Origin of the sequence: Streptosporangium sp. NPDC048047 (assembly GCF_040653115.1) — a bacterium.
Classification (GTDB): domain Bacteria; phylum Actinomycetota; class Actinomycetes; order Streptosporangiales; family Streptosporangiaceae; genus Streptosporangium.
In genome coordinates this window covers 23,981-40,955 of the sequence record NZ_JBEZNH010000032.1, presented here as the reverse complement: position 1 = coordinate 40,955, position 16,975 = coordinate 23,981, and the positions used below count along the sequence as shown (strand labels likewise).

The 16,975-nt window shown below is 72.0% G+C and carries 18 protein-coding genes; 8 read left to right on the top strand and 10 right to left on the bottom strand.

Annotated features, from left to right (window positions below):
- Nucleotides 1–98: 98 nt before the first annotated feature.
- The gene (locus tag AB0D67_RS24830) at nucleotides 99–755 is read right to left on the bottom strand and encodes a hypothetical protein (RefSeq protein ID WP_362940262.1); all 657 of its coding nucleotides are present in this window, start codon (nucleotides 753–755) and stop codon (nucleotides 99–101) included.
- A gap of 257 nt (nucleotides 756–1,012) precedes the next feature.
- Entirely contained in the window at nucleotides 1,013–1,429 is a 417-nt protein-coding gene (locus tag AB0D67_RS24825; protein WP_362940259.1) for a CBS domain-containing protein, read from the bottom strand.
- Nucleotides 1,430–1,529: 100 nt separating this feature from the next.
- Between AB0D67_RS24825 and AB0D67_RS24820 the strand changes: the two genes are divergently transcribed.
- The gene (locus AB0D67_RS24820) at nucleotides 1,530–2,072 is read left to right on the top strand and encodes an isochorismatase family cysteine hydrolase (protein ID WP_362940256.1); all 543 of its coding nucleotides are present in this window, start codon (nucleotides 1,530–1,532) and stop codon (nucleotides 2,070–2,072) included.
- Nucleotides 2,073–2,207: 135 nt separating this feature from the next.
- Here the strand turns inward: AB0D67_RS24820 and AB0D67_RS24815 are convergent, their stop codons facing one another.
- The 6 genes from AB0D67_RS24815 to AB0D67_RS24790 form a co-directional block, all read right to left on the bottom strand.
- Complete coding sequence (locus AB0D67_RS24815; RefSeq protein ID WP_362940253.1) at nucleotides 2,208–2,531, bottom strand: DUF6766 family protein; 324 nt, start codon at nucleotides 2,529–2,531, stop codon at nucleotides 2,208–2,210.
- A gap of 94 nt (nucleotides 2,532–2,625) precedes the next feature.
- A complete protein-coding gene (locus AB0D67_RS24810; RefSeq protein WP_362940250.1) occupies nucleotides 2,626–2,901 on the bottom strand; it encodes a hypothetical protein in 276 nt (91 codons plus the stop codon).
- A 235-nt stretch (nucleotides 2,902–3,136) separates the two neighbouring features.
- On the bottom strand, nucleotides 3,137–3,952 hold the full coding sequence (locus tag AB0D67_RS24805; protein ID WP_362940247.1) for a hypothetical protein: 816 nt from the start codon (nucleotides 3,950–3,952) through the stop codon (nucleotides 3,137–3,139).
- A 52-nt stretch (nucleotides 3,953–4,004) separates the two neighbouring features.
- Nucleotides 4,005–5,342, bottom strand: coding sequence for a divalent metal cation transporter (locus AB0D67_RS24800; protein WP_362940243.1), 1,338 nt, complete (start codon nucleotides 5,340–5,342; stop codon nucleotides 4,005–4,007).
- 49 nt (nucleotides 5,343–5,391) lie between these two features.
- On the bottom strand, nucleotides 5,392–5,949 hold the full coding sequence (locus AB0D67_RS24795; protein ID WP_362940240.1) for a hypothetical protein: 558 nt from the start codon (nucleotides 5,947–5,949) through the stop codon (nucleotides 5,392–5,394).
- A gap of 231 nt (nucleotides 5,950–6,180) precedes the next feature.
- A complete protein-coding gene (locus tag AB0D67_RS24790; protein ID WP_362940237.1) occupies nucleotides 6,181–7,134 on the bottom strand; it encodes an LLM class F420-dependent oxidoreductase in 954 nt (317 codons plus the stop codon).
- Between the two features lie 273 nt (nucleotides 7,135–7,407).
- Between AB0D67_RS24790 and AB0D67_RS24785 the strand changes: the two genes are divergently transcribed.
- From AB0D67_RS24785 to AB0D67_RS24755, 7 genes are read left to right on the top strand one after another with little or no spacing between them, the layout of a single operon-like run.
- Entirely contained in the window at nucleotides 7,408–7,533 is a 126-nt protein-coding gene (locus AB0D67_RS24785; protein WP_362940234.1) for a hypothetical protein, read from the top strand.
- Nucleotides 7,530–7,619, top strand: a complete 90-nt coding sequence (locus tag AB0D67_RS24780) for an MYXO-CTERM sorting domain-containing protein (protein WP_362940231.1) — start codon at nucleotides 7,530–7,532, stop codon at nucleotides 7,617–7,619. Before AB0D67_RS24785 ends, AB0D67_RS24780 begins: the two co-directional genes overlap by 4 nt.
- A 1-nt stretch (nucleotide 7,620) precedes the next feature.
- Complete coding sequence (gene kdpA, locus AB0D67_RS24775) at nucleotides 7,621–9,270, top strand: potassium-transporting ATPase subunit KdpA (RefSeq protein WP_362940228.1); 1,650 nt, start codon at nucleotides 7,621–7,623, stop codon at nucleotides 9,268–9,270.
- On the top strand, nucleotides 9,267–11,387 hold the full coding sequence (gene kdpB / locus AB0D67_RS24770) for a potassium-transporting ATPase subunit KdpB (protein ID WP_362940225.1): 2,121 nt from the start codon (nucleotides 9,267–9,269) through the stop codon (nucleotides 11,385–11,387). Before kdpA ends, kdpB begins: the two co-directional genes overlap by 4 nt.
- Nucleotides 11,388–12,266, top strand: a complete 879-nt coding sequence (locus AB0D67_RS24765; protein ID WP_362940222.1) for a potassium-transporting ATPase subunit C — start codon at nucleotides 11,388–11,390, stop codon at nucleotides 12,264–12,266.
- Nucleotides 12,267–12,271: 5 nt separating this feature from the next.
- Nucleotides 12,272–14,830 carry a DUF4118 domain-containing protein gene (locus AB0D67_RS24760; RefSeq protein WP_362940415.1) on the top strand — a complete coding sequence of 853 codons (2,559 nt, stop codon included), beginning with the start codon at nucleotides 12,272–12,274 and terminating at the stop codon, nucleotides 14,828–14,830.
- Entirely contained in the window at nucleotides 14,827–15,495 is a 669-nt protein-coding gene (locus tag AB0D67_RS24755; protein WP_362940219.1) for a response regulator, read from the top strand. Before AB0D67_RS24760 ends, AB0D67_RS24755 begins: the two co-directional genes overlap by 4 nt.
- A gap of 67 nt (nucleotides 15,496–15,562) precedes the next feature.
- Here the strand turns inward: AB0D67_RS24755 and AB0D67_RS24750 are convergent, their stop codons facing one another.
- Both AB0D67_RS24750 and cobF read right to left on the bottom strand, forming a co-directional pair.
- Complete coding sequence (locus tag AB0D67_RS24750) at nucleotides 15,563–16,144, bottom strand: AAA family ATPase (RefSeq protein WP_362940216.1); 582 nt, start codon at nucleotides 16,142–16,144, stop codon at nucleotides 15,563–15,565.
- A gap of 42 nt (nucleotides 16,145–16,186) precedes the next feature.
- A complete protein-coding gene (gene cobF / locus AB0D67_RS24745; RefSeq protein WP_362940213.1) occupies nucleotides 16,187–16,915 on the bottom strand; it encodes a precorrin-6A synthase (deacetylating) in 729 nt (242 codons plus the stop codon).
- Between the last annotated feature and the right edge of the window lie 60 nt (nucleotides 16,916–16,975).

Genomic DNA, 16,975 nt, shown 5'->3' with positions numbered 1-16,975 from the left:
CCGTTTCCCTCGAACGTGATCGGATGATCCGCCTCAGGGCACGCCGGAGGTACGGCCCGCGCCGGTGGCACGGGCGACGGGGCGCGCCGCCGGACCGGCTACACCCGGGAAACGGACTTGAGCAGGAGGAGGGCCGCGCCGGGAAGCGGGCGGACCGGATGGGAGGCGTGCCGCGCCGCCGGAACGGCCGGGGCTTCGGCGGTCACCTCGGCGGTCGCGGCGTCGCAGGCGGCGCGGCCGACGGGGAGCAGGACACGGAGGATGGTGATCGACGGCCCGGCCGCCGCCCCGCACAGCGTGTGGTCCTCGCCCGCGGGCAGCAGGGGACGCAGGGGACACGGGGTGCCGCCGCAGTACGCCACCGCGCCGGACACGGTGCGGTGGCGGGCGATCGCACGGAAGCCGGACACGGTCCGGGGGCCGGTGGCGGCCGCGGTGACGGTGGCGGCTGCGGCTGCGGCTGCGGCTGCGGGGAGGGAACCGGCGGCGAGCCGGGAGCCGGTGGTCACGCCCCGGGTCTCTCCGGGGCACGTCTCCCCGGAGGATACGGTCCGGAGCTCGTGACGATGGTGGTGGAGCGAGTGGGCGGAGGCCGAATGGGTGGGGGCTGAATGAGCGTGGGCCGAGTGGGCGTGCGCCGGGTGGGCGTGGGAGCACAGCACGAGGTGGAGCAGGACGGCGGCACCGAGCATGGTCGAGTACAGCGCCCGGAGTATGCCTCCGGGCCGCACGCACCGCCGTACCGATACGACCATGCCTCTCAGCGTACGCTACACTGTGTAATGAATCGCTGCTTAGAGTGACATTTCGGGGAATGTTCGACCATTCAGAGCTGTGCGCTCCGCCGTACGGCGGGTACGGGGAGCCCGTACGGCAGGCATGGCGAACCGGCGGGAAGACCACGTCGGCCGGTGGGAAAGGCCCCGGTGAAGAGCACCGGAGGGAAAGGCCCGGCGCCCCGGAGACGCAGGATCCGGGGCGCCGGCAGTGGGTCGGCCAGGGTCGGCCGGGGTCAGTCGGAGGTGACCGCGTCCATGAGGTCACCCACCGGCGCGTCGGGCAGCGCCCGCGCCACGTCGGCCAGGGCGACCATCCCGACCAGCTTGTGTCCGTCGATCACCGGAAGCCGGCGGACCCTGTGCTTGGCCATCGTGCCGAGGATCTCCCTGGCGTCGTCGTCGGCGCCGATGGTGACCGCCTCGCCCTGGGCGAACTCACCGGCCTGGCAGGACTTCGGATCCTTGCCCTGGGCCAGCACCTTCACCACGATGTCGCGGTCGGTCAGCATGCCCTTGAGCCGGTCGTCCGTGCCGCAGATCGGCAGGGAGCCCACATCGAGGCGAGCCATCTTGGTGGCCGCATCGAGCACGGTCTCGTCGGCCCTCACGCACTCGGCGTTCGGCGTCATGATCTCGCGTGCGGTCGTCATCCTCGCTCCTTTCCGTGCTCCGGAGCCTCTGCGGCTACCCGGGGGCCCACCGATGAAACCGGGGCCGAATGAACGGGGCCCAAAGGGAGAGAAGCGATGCATGGGAAAGATTGCGCTGGTCGTGGTGGACATGCTGAACCCCTACGACCACAAGGACGCGGAACCGCTCGCCGAGAACGTCGCCGGGATCGTCGGTCCCCTGGCCGATCTGATGCGCCGGGCGCACGAGCGCGACGACGTCGGGCTGGTGTACGTCAACGACAACTACGGGGACTTCTCCGTGACCCGCGAGGACCTGGCGGAGCGGGCGCTCGCGGGCCGGCGGCCCGAACTGGTCGAGCCGGTGCTGCCCCCGAAGGAGGCGCCCTTCCTGCAGAAGGTGCGCCACAGCGCGTTCTACGGCACCTCCCTGGAGTATCTGCTACGACGGGAGGAGGTCGAGACCGTGGTGCTGGCCGGCCAGGTCACCGAGCAGTGCGTCCTCTACAGCGCGCTCGACGCCTACGTGCGGCACTTCTCGATCAGGGTCCCGCGCGACTGCGTGGCCGGCATCCACGCCGACCTGGCGGATGCCTCGCTGCGGATGATGGAGCGCAACATGGGGGCGAAGATCGTGGCGGGGGAAAGGTGCCTGGAGGTCTGACGATCTCTCCGGTGCCGATTCTGCCCATGAGGACCCGGTGCGTGAAGACCCGGTGCGTGCGTGAAGACCCGGTGCGTGAAGACCCGCCGTACAGGGGGCCGGTGCCGCCCCGGGGGCGCGTGGCCCCGGGCGGCGTCACCCCTCGACGCCGGTCGCGTCGTGGGCGGCCCCGACGGGTTTGGACTGCGTCGAGCCGCGCTGGCGCAGGTACACGGAGAGCACGACCATCGACAGCACGGCGAGGAACTCCGACTGCCAGTTCTCCGCGACGTCGGTGGTGAAGTCGGATGAGGTCACGTAGGCCACCCACGACAGCGGCGCGCCGCCCTCGGCGAGCCGCTCCTGGTTGGCGGCGGCGTTCCCGGCGAACGACTGTCCCACCAGGGACAGCAGGAACGCGACGAGGAAGAACAGGCTCAGGGCGTTGTTCTTGACGAACTTCTTCACGGAGTCCTTCACGGAGCCCCCCTAACGCTGCAGAAGGCCGATGGCGAGGAAATAGGCCAGGCCGACGCCGATCAGGACCAGAGTGACGGTGAACATGACGCGCATGTCAGGTCGTCACCTCGCACCGGTAGGGGAGCTCGTCGCGGGCCGTGCAACCCGCGCCGCGCACCAGCCAGCCCTGGGGGAACCTGTGCAGGAAGACGGTGTCCCGCGACAGCCGTACCTGCGCCTCGTCGCCCCAGACCTCGGTGTCCACCGGCCGGCCGCCGGGCAGTTCGAGGTCGAGGACGGCGCCGGCGCACCTTTGGCCGCCGGTGCTGAGCCCCTCGGCCGCCGAGGGCGCCAGCAGCGAGCACGCCTGCTCTCCCTGACGGTCGTGCACCGCGCCGTAGAAACGGATGGCCGCCTTTTCCGCGGTCTCCCGCTCGGCAGAGGAACAACCAGTCAAAATCACAACCAATGACATCAATGCCAATGAAATTGCTCGACTGTTCATCGGCTCCCTCTACCCTGGCGTTCCCGTAAGTCACACCGGTACGGATACGTCCCGCACACGCGCCGGGACCGTACGGATGCGAGGCGTGGCACGTCCGGCCCGCGGACGGTCGACGGGCGGGTCAGCCGGGAGCCCGCTCGTACAGTTCGTCCAGCGGCGCGAGCTCCTCCGCCGGTACGGCCAGCCGTACCGGTTCGCCGTCGCCGTCCCCGCGCCCCGGATCGCCCAGCGAGGCGATCTGCTCCCAGGTGGCGAACCGGCCGCCCCGGTTCAGCCACCTGATCAGCTTGTTGACCAGCCACGGAGCCTTCCCGCCCGGGCCCCGCTCGTAGCCGAACAGCCGTCCGGCGCGTCGGGGGACGACGATCAGCCCCTCGATCCGGAAGGCCCGCTGGACCTCGCCCAGCATCGGCCCGTCCTGGCTGAGCCGTACGTCGGCCACCCGTCCGGCGGGCTCGTCCGCGGCGTCCACGACCCTCCGGCCGAGGAGGGCGCTCAGCCGTCTCGCGTCCGCGGCGGACTCCCCGGGCGGCGGCCACGCGGCCCGCTCCGGGGCTCCGGTCTCACCGCTGCCCGGGATGGGGGCGATGACGTGGTCCCGGACCCAGCGCTCCAGAGCGAGGTCCCCGGTCTCCCCGCCGATCCTGATCGCGCTGCCGACCTCGGAGACGAGCGCCATGGGGATCCGCCGCGGCCCGGGACGTTCCTCAGACCGGAACAGCTCCGTCACCGCGACCGTCAGCCGGCCCGGCACCCCGCCGAGCCGGGGTCCCAGGGCGAGCGGCCCGGCCAGGATCGACGCCACGTACGGCCGGCCGTCCGGTCCCGGCAGGAGCTCCAGATCGTCGACCTTGCACAGCAGGCGGCCGTCCCCGGCCCGGACCACCTGGCGGTCCAGCAGGTGCAGCTGGGCGTGGACGCACCGGGCCGCCGTCATCGGTCCTCCCTCCTCGCCGGGGAAGCCCCCGCGGGAGCGTGACGGGCCGCCGTCACTGGCCCGCCTTGGTGGCGATGAGCAACGGCACCGCCGCCACGGCCACCACGCAGAGCAGCACCATGTACAGCGTTCCCAGGGTGTTGGCGAACCTGCCGTTGACCCGGTCTCCCATGTAGTCGGGATCGTTGGCGATCATCAGAACCGGCAGGTAGGTCAGGGGCAGCGCGGCGGCGGAGAAGACCAGGGAGTACTCCGTGACCGCGATCGGGTCGATGGTGGTGAGGATGAGCGCGGTCGCGGCGACCATGACGACCAGCACCACCGCGTGGAACCTGGCCGCGTCCCTGGGCCGCACCCGCTTGCCCCACTGCCAGCCGAAGTACTGGCTGAGGGTGTATCCCGACGACAGGGCGGTCTCCAGCGTCGCGCCGAACGTGGCGGCGAAGATCCCGAAGATCACCAGGGCCAGGCCGATCCCGCCCAGCCCGATCCCGGCCGGCAGCACCATCTGGCCCAGGGTGGAGACCTGGGCCTGGAGCGGCAGGAAGACCGTCGCCGCGCACCCGGCGATCGTCAGGGAGAGGAAGCCGCCCAGCGGGAAGCCGATGAACACGTTGGCCCGCTCGACCGCCAGGTCCCGCGCGCTCCAGCGCTCCTCCACGCCCCCCGAGGAGAAGAAGAACACCTCGTACGGGGTCATCGCGCCGCCCAGCAGCGCGATCGCGTAGTACCAGTACGTCGGCGCGCCCTCGTCCTGCGGCGGACGGGTCAGCTGCCCGGCCAGCTCACCCCAGTCGGGCCCGAGCGTCCACAGCGTCACGGCGAAGACCACCAGGGCGAGCCCGGCCAGCCCGAAGACCCGCTCCATGGTCTCGAACCTGACCCGCCACATCACCAGCCAGGCCACCAGCGCGACCCCGGGCACCCACAGCAGGTAGTTCACCCCGGTCGCCAGCTCCAGCGCCAGGGAGGCGCCGCCGATCTCGGCGGCCAGGGTGAGGACGTTGACGAAGAACGACGCCGCCAGGTTGACCAGGCCGGCCCGGGGGCCGAGGCGCTCGCGGACCAGGTCGAAGACGGGCCGGCCGGAGACCGCGGCGACCCTGCCGGACATCTCGGCGAACAGGCAGATGCCCACGACCCCGACGACCACCACCCAGGCCAGCGACATCCCGAAGCGGGAGCCGACCAGGGCGTTGCCCACGAGGTCGCCGATGTCGACGAACCCGCCGAACGCGGTCAGGATGCCGAGCGTCACGGCGAACAGCTTCTTCACCGCGACCGCCCGTGCCCCGCGCCGCGTGCCCTCGCCGGGATCGCCGGGATCACCGGACTCGCCGGACTCGCCGGGCTCGCCGAGATCGCGGTCCGTCCCGTTCCGTGCGTCCACGGGGCCGCCGCGCCCGGCTCCCTCCCGCTCTCCGCCGTGCCGCGCGGCCTCACGAGCGGTGCTCCTCGCCGAACCGCCGCAGCCGCGCCGCCAGGTCCCGCAGCTCCGCCGCCGCCCGCGCCGGGTCCTTCACGCCGCCGCGCCGGACCTGCACGAGCAGCGCGTCCACCTCGTCCTCGGCCCGGGTCGTCAGGCCCATCAGCTCCTCGCGGACCCGGTCGGAGGCGTCGGAGGGCGGCTGAACACCGCCGAACTGGTCGTTGACGCTGCCCAGCTCCCGGGCGCTCTCGGTCAGCACCGTCTTCAGGTAGGGGGTGAACAGCTCGTCCTGCCGCTGCACGGCCAGCCGTACCAGCTCGGTGCCGGAGGCGGCGGTCTCGGCCGACGCGGCGGCCTTCAGCGCGTAGTCGTGGTCGTCCCAGGCCGGGCTGACGCATCCCGCCGTCGCGAGGACCGCCGCGAGGACCACTGTGAGGACCGCGGCGCGGGCCGCCGCGAGGACGGCCGCGCGGGCCACGGCGGGGCGGACCGCCGTACGGGCCACGGCGACCCACGCCGCCGTGCGGGCCACGGCGGCCCGCTCCGCCCGCCCGGAGACGCGCCTCACGTGCGCCTTCTCAGCAGGAAGTAGGCCAGTACGCCGAGGAGTACGGCGAGCTGCCCCCAGGCGATCAGGAGAACGAGACCCTCATCCGTCACCCTTCTCTGTTTTCCCGGGGAGCGCGGATCTCACTCCGGTTCCGCCGCCTCGGCACACGCGGAGCGGCGTCACCGGCAGGCCGGCGGATCGTGGACGGAACGCCGCCTCCGGTGCGCGGAGGCGGCGTGAGCCCCGGCCTCAGCGCACGCGGGGCAGCACCTCGCGGGCGTAGAAGTCGAAGAAGGCGTCCTGGTCGGGGCCGATCTGGCTGATGTAGACCTCGTCGAAGCCCGCGTCCACGTGCTCCTTGATCGACTGGACGTGCTTCTCGACATCGGGTCCGCAGGGCGTGGAGGCGGTGGCCTGCTCCTCGGTGACCATCTCCGCGAGCTGTTCGAAGTGCCGCGGCAGCGGCAGGAGCTGGGACGCCTCCCCCGGGATGCCCTGGTTCGGCCAGAGCCGGTGCACGGTCCTGCGGGCCTCGGCCTCGTCGGTGGCGTAGCAGACCTTCAGGCCGGTCTGGGTGGGCTTTCCCTCGCCGCCGGCCTTGTGGAACCGCTCCACCAGCTCGCCCGCGGGGCCGGTGCAGATGTACCCGTCGCCGATCCGCCCGGCCAGTTCCACGGACTTCTCGCCGAAGCCGGAGACGTAGACGGGCGGCGGGCTGTCGGGCAGCGTGTACAGGCGGGCGTTGTCGACGTCGTAGTGGACGCCGCGGTGGGTGACCAGCTTGCCCGACCACAGCTCCCGCATGAGCTCGACCGCCTCCTCCAGCATCTCCAGCCGCTCGGAGGCCGGGGGCCAGCGGGACTCGATGATGTGCTCGTTCAGCGCCTCTCCGGTGCCGACGCCGAGCCGGAACCGGCCGCCGGTGAGCACGGCGCTGGTGGCGGCGGCCTGGGCGATGACCGCCGGGTGGATGCGGACCAGCGGGCAGGTGACGGCCGTGGTGATCGGCAGCGAGGTCGCCTCGGCGATGGCGCCGATGACGGACCACACGAACGGGCTCTGCCCCTGCTCGTCGATCCAGGGGTGGTAGTGGTCGGAGATCCACAGCCCCTCGAACCCGGCCCGCTCGGCCAGCTTCGCCTGCCGTACCAGCTCCTTGGGGTCGTGCTCCTCGCTGGAGAGGAAGTATCCGAACCTGGTCATCGCTGCCTCCTCGACGCCTTCGTTCCAGTTCAGTGGCCATACCCGGGGTGAAGAGGTCAAACGGCCCGCGAAAAGGCGTTCCCGGTACCCGCGCGCCGGCGCGGCGTGTCCACGCGCCCGCGCCTTCCACCGCGCCGCGCCGTATCGCGCCGTGCCGGGACGGGGAGTGCCGTACGGTTCCCGTCAATTCTCGGCCGGATGCCGTATGGAACCCGTCAAGAACCGCAAAGGGCAACAAATCCAGCGATTTGCTTGCTTCATGGCCCTCCGTCCGTGGACGGCCGTCAGCAGTCGATCCGGATTCGAGGAGTGGAGATGGCCGACGTCGTCTTCGTCGCCCTGACGATCGCGTTGTTCGTGATCCTGGGGCTCGTCGTCAGGGCGGTGGAGCGCCTGTGAGCGCGATCAACGCCACCGGCCTGGGGGTGGCCGCCGCGCTGGTGGTCCTCATGGTCGCCGCCCTCCTCTTCCCGGAGCGTTTCTGACATGGCGGCCCTGTTCATCGCGTCCCTCGTCCTGGCGCTGGCCCTGGTGCACAAGCCGCTCGGCGACCACATGCACCGGGTGTACACCGGCGACCGGCACGCCGCGCCCGAACGCCTGATCTACCGGCTGCTCGGCGTCCGCCCCGACGCCGAGCAGCACTGGGGCGCCTACGCGCGCAGCCTGCTCGCCTTCTCCGCCGTCTCGCTCCTCGCCCTGTACGGCATGCAGCGCCTCCAGGACAGACTCTGGCTCTCCCTCGGCCTGCCCCCGGTGACCGACCACATCGCGTGGAACACCGCGGTCAGCTTCGTCACCAACACCAACTGGCAGGCGTACTCGGGCGAGTCCACCATGGGCCACCTGGTCCAGATGGCCGGCCTGGCCGTGCAGAACTTCGTCTCGGCCGCGGTCGGCATGGCCGTGGCGGTCGCCCTGGTCCGCGGGTTCGCCCGCCGGAACGCCGACACCCTCGGCAACTTCTGGGCGGACCTGGTGCGCGGCACCGTCCGGATCCTGCTGCCGATCGCGTTCGCCGGCGCGCTGGTACTGGTGGCCGGCGGCCTGGTGCAGAACCTCTCCGGCCCGCACGAGCTGACCACCCTGACCGGCGGCGCGCAGAGCATCACCGGCGGCCCGGTGGCCAGCCAGGAGGCCATCAAGGAGCTGGGCACCAACGGCGGCGGCTTCTACAACGCCAACTCCGCCCACCCCTTCGAGAACGGCACGGGCTGGACGAACTGGTTCGAGATCTTCCTGATCCTGGTCATCCCGTTCTCGCTCCCCCGCACCTTCGGAAAGATGGTCGGCCAGGTCCGCCAGGGCTACGCGATCCTCGCCGTCATGGCGACGATCGCCCTGGTCAGCGTCACCCTGACCAACGTCTTCGAGCTGCAGGGCGGCGCGACCGTCCCGCAGGCCGTCGGCGCGGCGCTGGAGGGCAAGGAGATCCGGTTCGGCGTCGCGAACTCGGCCACCTTCGCCGCGGCCACCACCCTGACCAGCACCGGCGCCGTGGACTCCTTCCACGACTCCTACACCCCGTTCGGCGGCATGATGACGATGTTCAACATGATGCTGGGCGAGGTCGCGCCGGGTGGCGTGGGCTCCGGCCTGTACGGCATGCTCGTGCTGGCCGTGATCACGGTCTTCGTGGCCGGCCTGATGGTGGGCCGCACGCCCGAGTACCTCGGCAAGAGGATCGGCTCCCGTGAGATCAAGCTGGCCTCGATGTACTTCCTGGTCACACCGATCCTCGTCCTGGTCGGCACCGCGCTGGCCATGGGCAACGAGGCGGGCCTGGCCGGCCTGCTGAACGGCGGCCCGCACGGCCTCTCCGAGGTCCTCTACGCCTTCACCAGCGCCTCGAACAACAACGGCTCGGCGTTCGCCGGCCTCACCGTCAACACCCCCTGGTATGACGTGGCGCTCGGCCTGTGCATGCTGCTCGGCCGGTTCCTGCCCATCGTCTTCGTACTCGGCCTGGCCGGATCGCTTGCCCGGCAGACCCCGGTCCCCGAGTCGGCGGGCACCCTGCCCACGCACCGGCCGCAGTTCGTCGGCATGGTCGTCGGCGTGACGATCATCCTCGTCGCACTGACCTTCCTCCCCGCCCTGGCGCTCGGGCCGATCGCAGAAGGACTCTTCTCATGACCACCCAGGTCCCCGCACCGGGCCGCCCCACGGCCCCCGAACGGAACGGCAAGGTCGGCGGCGGGCTGCTCGACCCCAGGCAGCTCCTCACCTCTCTGCCCGGCGCGCTGGTCAAGCTGAACCCCGCCACCCTCTGGCGCAACCCCGTCATGCTGATCGTGGAGATCGGCGCGGCGCTCACCACCGTCCTGGCGGTCCTCGGCCCGTCGTTCTTCGCCTGGGCCATCGCGGTGTGGCTCTGGCTGACCGTGCTCTTCGCCAACCTCGCCGAGGCGGTCGCCGAGGGCCGGGGCAAGGCCCAGGCGGCGACGCTGCGCGCGGCCAAACACGACATGACCGCCCGCCGGCTCAAGGGCCGCGACTCCGCCGAGTGGGACGTCGTCGGCGCCCCGGAGCTGACGCAGGGCGACTTCGTCGTCGTCGAGGCCGGAGAGATCATCCCCGGCGACGGCGACGTCGTCGAGGGCATCGCCTCGGTGGACGAGTCGGCCATCACCGGTGAGTCCGCGCCCGTCATCCGGGAGTCCGGCGGCGACCGCTCCGCGGTGACCGGCGGCACCAGGGTGCTCTCCGACCGGATCGTCGTGCGGATCACCCAGAAGCCCGGTGAGAGCTTCATCGACCGGATGATCGCCCTGGTCGAGGGCGCCGATCGGCAGAAGACGCCGAACGAGATCGCGCTCAACATCCTGCTGGCCGCGTTGACGATCATCTTCCTGGTCTCCACCGTCACCATGCAGCCGTTCGCGATCCACTCCAAGAACGTCAACCCGGGCGTGCCCGACTCCCTCGCGCTGACCGGCGACGGCGTCACCGGCGTCGTGCTCGTCTCGCTGCTGGTCTGTCTCATCCCGACGACGATCGGCGCGCTGCTGTCGGCCATCGGCATCGCCGGCATGGACCGGCTGGTCCAGCGCAACGTCCTGGCCATGAGCGGCCGCGCGGTCGAGGCCGCGGGCGACGTCGGCACGCTGCTGCTGGACAAGACCGGAACGATCACGCTGGGCAACCGCCAGGCGGCGGAGTTCGTCCCGGTGGCGGGGGTGACCGAGGAGGCGCTGGCCGAGGCGGCGCAGCTGTCCAGTCTCGCCGACGAGACCCCCGAGGGCCGCTCGATCGTCGTGTTCGCCAAGGAGCGCTACGGCCTGCGCGAGCGCGCGCCGGGTGAGCTGGTCCACGCCAAGTGGGTGCCGTTCACCGCGCAGACCCGTATGTCGGGCGTCGACCTCGACGGCCGCGAGATCCGCAAGGGCGCCGCGACCGCGGTGATGAAGTGGGTCCGTGAGAACGGCGGTCACCCGACGGACGACGTCGGCCACCTCGTGGACGCCATCTCCGGCTCGGGCGGCACCCCGCTGGTGGTGGCCGACAGGGACCACGTGCTCGGCGTCGTCCACCTCAAGGACGTCGTCAAGCAGGGCATGCGGGAGCGGTTCGACGAGATGCGCCGGATGGGCATCCGGACCGTCATGATCACCGGAGACAACCCGCTGACCGCCAGGGCGATCGCGGATGAGGCCGGGGTCGACGACTTCCTGGCCGAGGCCACGCCCGAGGACAAGCTCGCCCTGATCAGGAAGGAGCAGGAGGGCGGCCGGCTGGTCGCCATGACCGGCGACGGCACCAACGACGCCCCCGCGCTCGCCCAGGCGGACGTCGGCGTGGCCATGAACACCGGCACGTCGGCCGCCAAGGAGGCCGGCAACATGGTCGACCTCGACTCCAACCCGACCAAGCTCATCGAGATCGTCGAGATCGGCAAGCAGCTCCTCATCACCCGGGGCGCGCTGACCACCTTCTCCATCGCCAACGACGTCGCCAAGTACTTCGCGATCATCCCGGCGATGTTCGCTGCGGTGTACCCGGGCCTCGACGCGCTCAACGTCATGCGCCTGTCCAGCCCGCAGTCGGCGATCCTGTCCGCGGTCGTCTTCAACGCGATCGTGATCGTGGCGCTGATCCCGCTGGCCCTGCGGGGCGTGCGGTACCGGCCGTCCAGCGCGTCGAAGCTGCTCTCCCGCAACCTCTACGTCTACGGCCTCGGCGGCATCGTCGCCCCGTTCGTCGGGATCAAGATCATCGATCTCCTCATCCAGTTCCTTCCGGGGATGTCTTAAATGGAACGCATGCCAGGCTGGATCCGCCAGCACCTCGCCGCCGTCCGCGCGATCGTCGTCCTGACCGTCCTGCTGGGCCTCGCCTACCCGCTCGCGGTGACCGGGATCGCCCAGGTCCTGCTCGGCGACAGGGCGGACGGATCACTGATCGAACGGAACGGCCGGGCCGTCGGCAGCGCCGCCATCGGCCAGAGTTTCACCGACGCCCACGGCGCCCCGGTCAGGAAGTACTTCCAGAGCCGCCCGTCGGCCGCCGGCGACGGCTACGACCCGCTGGCCTCCGGGGCGAGCAACCTCGGACCCGAGGACGTCGTGGACACCCTGCCGGTGCCCGGCGCCAGGGACGCCGCCGGCGACCCCGACGAGGGGCGGCTGTCGCTGCTCACCCAGGTGTGCGCCCGGTCGAAGGCCGTCGGCGAGTTGGAGGGCGTCAGCGGCGCCCGGCCGTACTGCACGGCCGACGGCGTCGGCGCGGTGCTCAAGGTCTTTCCCGCCGTCGGCACGCCCACCCGGGCGGTCAGCGTCAACCAGGCATGTCCGGCCACGCCGTTCGTCGCCGTCTACCGCGGCGTCAAGGTCGAGTGCGGCAGGCCCGGCGAGGACTACTCGGCCGGCCGTACCCTCCCGGTGCGGGGCGGGGCCGGGACGCCCGCCGTGCCCGCGGACGCGGTCACCGCGAGCGGCTCGGGCCTCGACCCGCACATCTCGGTGGCCTACGCCGAGCTGCAGGCGCCCCGGGTCGCCAGGGAACGCGGCGTCCCCGTCAGCCGGGTGAGGGCGCTCATCGACGATCACACCACGGGGCGCGCGCTGGGTTTCATGGGCGAACCGGCGGTGAACGTGCTCCTGCTCAACCTCTCCCTCGACGAGAAGCGGTGATCGATGTGACACGCGGGCGGCTGCGGATCTACCTGGGCGCCGCTCCCGGCGTCGGGAAGACGTACGCGATGCTCGCCGAGGGGCGGCGCAGGCGGGACCGCGGGCAGGACGTGGTCGTGGGCCTGGTGGAGACCCACGGCCGTCCCCGCACCGCCGAGCTGCTCGACGATCTGGAGGTGGTCCCCCGCAAGGTCCTGTCCCACCGGGGAACGACCTTCGCCGAGCTCGACGCCGAGGCGGTCATCGCCCGCCGCCCCGGGATCGCGCTGGTCGACGAGCTGGCCCACACCAACGTGCCGGGGTCGCGGAACGCCAAGCGCTGGCAGGACATCGAGGAGATCCTCGACGCCGGCATCGACGTGATCACCACCGTCAACGTCCAGCACCTGGAGTCGGTCAACGACGTCGTCCAGGAGATCACCGGCGTCCCGCAGCGCGAGACCGTTCCGGACGAGGTCGTACGGCGGGCCGACCAGGTGGAGCTGGTCGACATGGCGCCCGAGGCGCTGCGCCGCCGGATGGCGCACGGCAACGTCTACGCCCCGGAGAAGGTGGACGCCGCCCTGGCGAACTACTTCCGGGTCGGCAACCTCACCGCGCTGCGCGAGCTGGCGCTGCTGTGGGTGGCGGGCAAGGTGGACGACCAGCTCGACCGCTACCGCGCCGAGCACGGCATCGAGAGCACCTGGGAGACCCGCGAGCGCGTCGTCGTCGCGCTGACCGGCGGCCCGGAGGGCGAGACGCTCATCCGGCGGGCCGCCCGGATCGCCGCGCGGACCAAGGGCTCCGACCTGCTGGCCGTCCACGTGGTCCGCGGTGACGGCCTGACCGGCGCGGACCCGGCCGGCCTGGTCCGTCAGCGCACCCTCGTCGAGGACCTGGGCGGCACCTACCACCAGGTCGTCGGCGACGACGTGCCCGGCGCGCTGCTCGACTTCGCCCGCGGCGTCAACGCCACCCAGCTCGTGCTCGGCGCCTCCCGCCGCGGCCGGTTCGCGCAGATCCTCTCCCGCGGGGTGGGGGTGGAGACCACCGCGCGGTCCGGCTCCATCGACGTCCACATGATCACCCATGCCGAGGCGAAGAAGGGCCGCCGCGGCCGTAGGCGGTCGGCCGCCGCGCTGACCCGGACGCGCCGGCTGGCCGGCTGGGCGATCACGGTCGCCGGCATGCCGGCGCTCGCCGCGGCGCTCGTCCCGTTCCGGGACCGGCTGGCGCTGCCCAGCGAGATCCTGCTGTTCCTGACGGCGGTCGTGGGCGTCGCGCTCGTCGGAGGCATGTGGCCGGCCGTCACGGCGGCGGTGCTGGGCTCGCTGCTGCTGAACTACTTCTTCACCCCGCCGGTCCACACCCTGACGATCTACGCGCTGGAGAACCTCTTCGCACTGGTGGTCTTCGTCCTGGTCGCGGTGGTGGTGAGCGCCGTCGTGGACCTCGCGGCCCGCCGTACCAGGGAGGCCGCGCGGGCCGGCGCGGAGGCCGAGACCCTGGCGACGATGGCCGGGCACGTCCTGCGCGGCGACGCCGCCGTGCCGTCGCTGCTGGCGCGCATCCGGGAGACCTTCGGCCTGGAGTCGGTGACGCTGCTCGAACGGCGGCCCGAGGCGCGCCGGACGCCCGACGACCAGGGCGACCCGGAGGCATGGCGGATCGTCGCCACCGCGGGCGGCCCGCCCTGCACGTGCCCGGCCGCCGCAGGCACCGAGGTGGTCATCGACGACGAGCTCTCCCTCGCCGCCTCCGGCGGGCTGCTCCAGGCCGCCGACCGCCGCGTGCTGGAGGCGTTCGCCGCCGAGACGGCCGTGGCGCTGCGCCAGGAACGGCTCCGCGCGGAGGCCGAGCGGGTCAGGCCGCTGGCCGAGGCCGACCGGATGCGCACCGCGCTGCTCGCCGCGGTCAGCCACGACCTGCGCAGCCCCCTCGCCTCGGCCAGGGCCGCGGTCGAGAGCCTGCGCAACACCGAGATCGACTGGTCGCCCGAGGACCGGGAGGAGCTGCTGGCCACCGCCGACGAGTCCCTGGTCAAGCTGGACCGGCTGGTGGCGAACCTCCTGGACATGAGCCGCCTTCAGGCCGGGGTCCTCGGCCTGGCGTTGCAGCCCGTCGGGCTGGAGGAGATCGTGCCCCGGGCGGTCGACGACCTCGGCCCGCTCCGCGACGGCGTCGAGGGCGACATCCCGGTGGAGCTCCCCGAGATCGTCGCCGACCCGGCCCTGCTGGAGCGGGTACTGGTCAACCTGATGGCCAACGCCGTCCGCTACAGTCCGCCCGGGGAGAAGACGCTGATCACCGCCGGCCTGTACGGCGACCACGTCGAGATCCGCGTCGTCGACCACGGCCCCGGCATCCCGCCGGAGGCGTACGAGCGGGTCTTCATGCCGTTCCAGCGCCTCGGCGACCGCGACAACCACACCGGCGTCGGGCTGGGGCTCGCGCTCTCCCGCGGCCTGACCGAGGCAATGGGGGGCACCCTCACGCCGGAGGAGACACCCGGAGGAGGTCTGACCATGATCCTGAGAATGCCCGTCTCCTCGCGGGCACAGGCCGTGCGGGCGCCGTCGTGACCCGGATCCTCGTCGTCGACGACGAGCCCCAGCTCCTGCGCGCGCTGCGGATCAACCTCGTCGCCCGCCACTACGAGGTCGCGGTCGCCGCCGACGGCGGCTCGGCGCTGCGGCAGGCCGCCGACTGGCATCCCGACCTGGTCATCCTCGACCTCGGCCTGCCCGACCTCGACGGCGTGGAGGTCATCTGCGGCCTGCGCGGCTGGACCAGTGTCCCGATCATCGTGCTGTCCGGCCGCGCCGGCGGCCAGGACAAGATCGAGGCGCTGGACGCGGGGGCCGACGACTACGTCACCAAGCCCTTCGGCATCGACGAGCTGCTCGCCCGCGTCCGCGCGGTCTCGCGCCGCTCCGCCGTACGGGAGGCCGAGCCGGCCAGCGTCCGGATCGGCGACCACGTGGTCGACCTGAGCGGCAAGACCGTCTCCGGCGGGACGCGGCTGACTCCCACCGAGTGGCGCCTGCTGGAGATCCTGGTGCGCAACCCCGGCAAACTGGTCGGCCGACGGCAGCTGCTGACCGAGGTCTGGGGCGAGCGGTACGTCAAGGAGACGCACTACCTGCGCCAGTACCTGGCCCAGCTCCGCCGCAAGCTGGAGAGGGACCCGGCGCGTCCCGTCCACCTGATCACCGAACCCGGCATGGGCTACCGCTTCCAGCCCTGACCCCGGTCCGCCGCGCGCCCGGGACGCCGGTGGGCGAGGCCGGGCCGGCGGGCCGGTCGGGGCGCGGTCAGCCGAAGTCGATCGACCGGAGCCGGCTCGCGACGCTCCGGTCGATCACCGTCACCCCCGAGGCGGGAACCGGTCTCCCGGCCCGCGCCCGGCCGGCCAGCGCCTCCCAGCGGCGGCGGTGCCGGTCGAACGTGACCTCGTCCACCACCCGGCCGCGGGCCCGCTGACCGGCCAGCGCCGTCTCCGGCTCGACGTCGAGCATCAGCAGGTGCAGTTGCGCTTTACTTCTGCGGGCCAGCAGGGCGAACCCGTACAGCACGAGCGGGCCGCACCCCCGGTTGTGGGCGATCACCGGGTGCCCGCGGGCGACCGAGCGGCCGATCCGCCAGAAATGGGTGGCGAACACGACGGCGCGGCGCACCGGCGCGGGGGCCGACGGAAGCCGCCCCGCCCACCGGTTACGCGACTGGTAGGAGTCGATGACCACCGTGTTCCCGACGACGACGGGCTCGCTCGCCGCCGCGTCGAGGCCGTACAGCCGCGACAGCAGGGTGGACTTCCCCGCGCCCGGCAGCCCCGTCAGGATCACCAGGGAGCGGGCGGGGTAGCGCAACGTCTGGTCTTTCAGGGGGACCGGCATGATCTGTTCCAACGAATCCGCGGGGGAGAAGTTCCGCATCCGTCAGGTGCGGCGGCGCAGGAGATACGTGTCCATGATCCAGCCCTTCCGGGCCCGCGCTTCGGCCCGCAGCTCGCGGATCCGGTCGCTGACCTCTCCCACCGGCCCCTCCACCAGGATCTCGTCCTCGGTCCCGAGATAGGCGCCCCAGTAGATGTGGAAGTCGTCCAGGCCCGAGAAGGCACAGCGGGCGTCGAGCATGACGACCATGTCGTCCGCGGTCGGCCCCTCCTCGGCGAGGCGGCGGCCGGTGGTGATGTGCACGGGCCTGGCGACGCTGGTGAGGGTGGTGCGGTGGCGGGCGGTCAGCGCGGAGAAGGCGCTGATGCCGGGGACGACATCGAAGGGGAAGGACAGCCGTTCCAGGATGGCCAGGGTGCTGTCGTAGACGCCGGGGTCGCCCCAGACGAGGAAGGCGCCGGTCTCGCCGTCCGCCAGGGAGTCGTCGATCATCCGCTCGTAGAGCGCGGCCCGCCGGGCGCGCCAGTCCTCGACGGCCTCGGCGTAGGCGTCCGCGGTCCGGTCCCGCTCGGGGTCGCGGCCCTCGACGATCCGGTACGGCGGGCGGCCGTGCTCCTCGATGAGGTCTCTGCGCAGCCGTACCAGGTCGTCCTTCTCCTCGCCCTTGCCGATGACGAAGAAGACGTCGGTGGCGGCGATGGCCTTGGAAGCCTGGATGGTGAGATGGTCGGGGTCGCCCGCGCCGATGCCGATGATCAGTAGCCGCTTCACGGTCCACAGTCTGTCACGCGGCGACTTGTACGATATTTCCTGCTATCAGCCTCAAGGAGT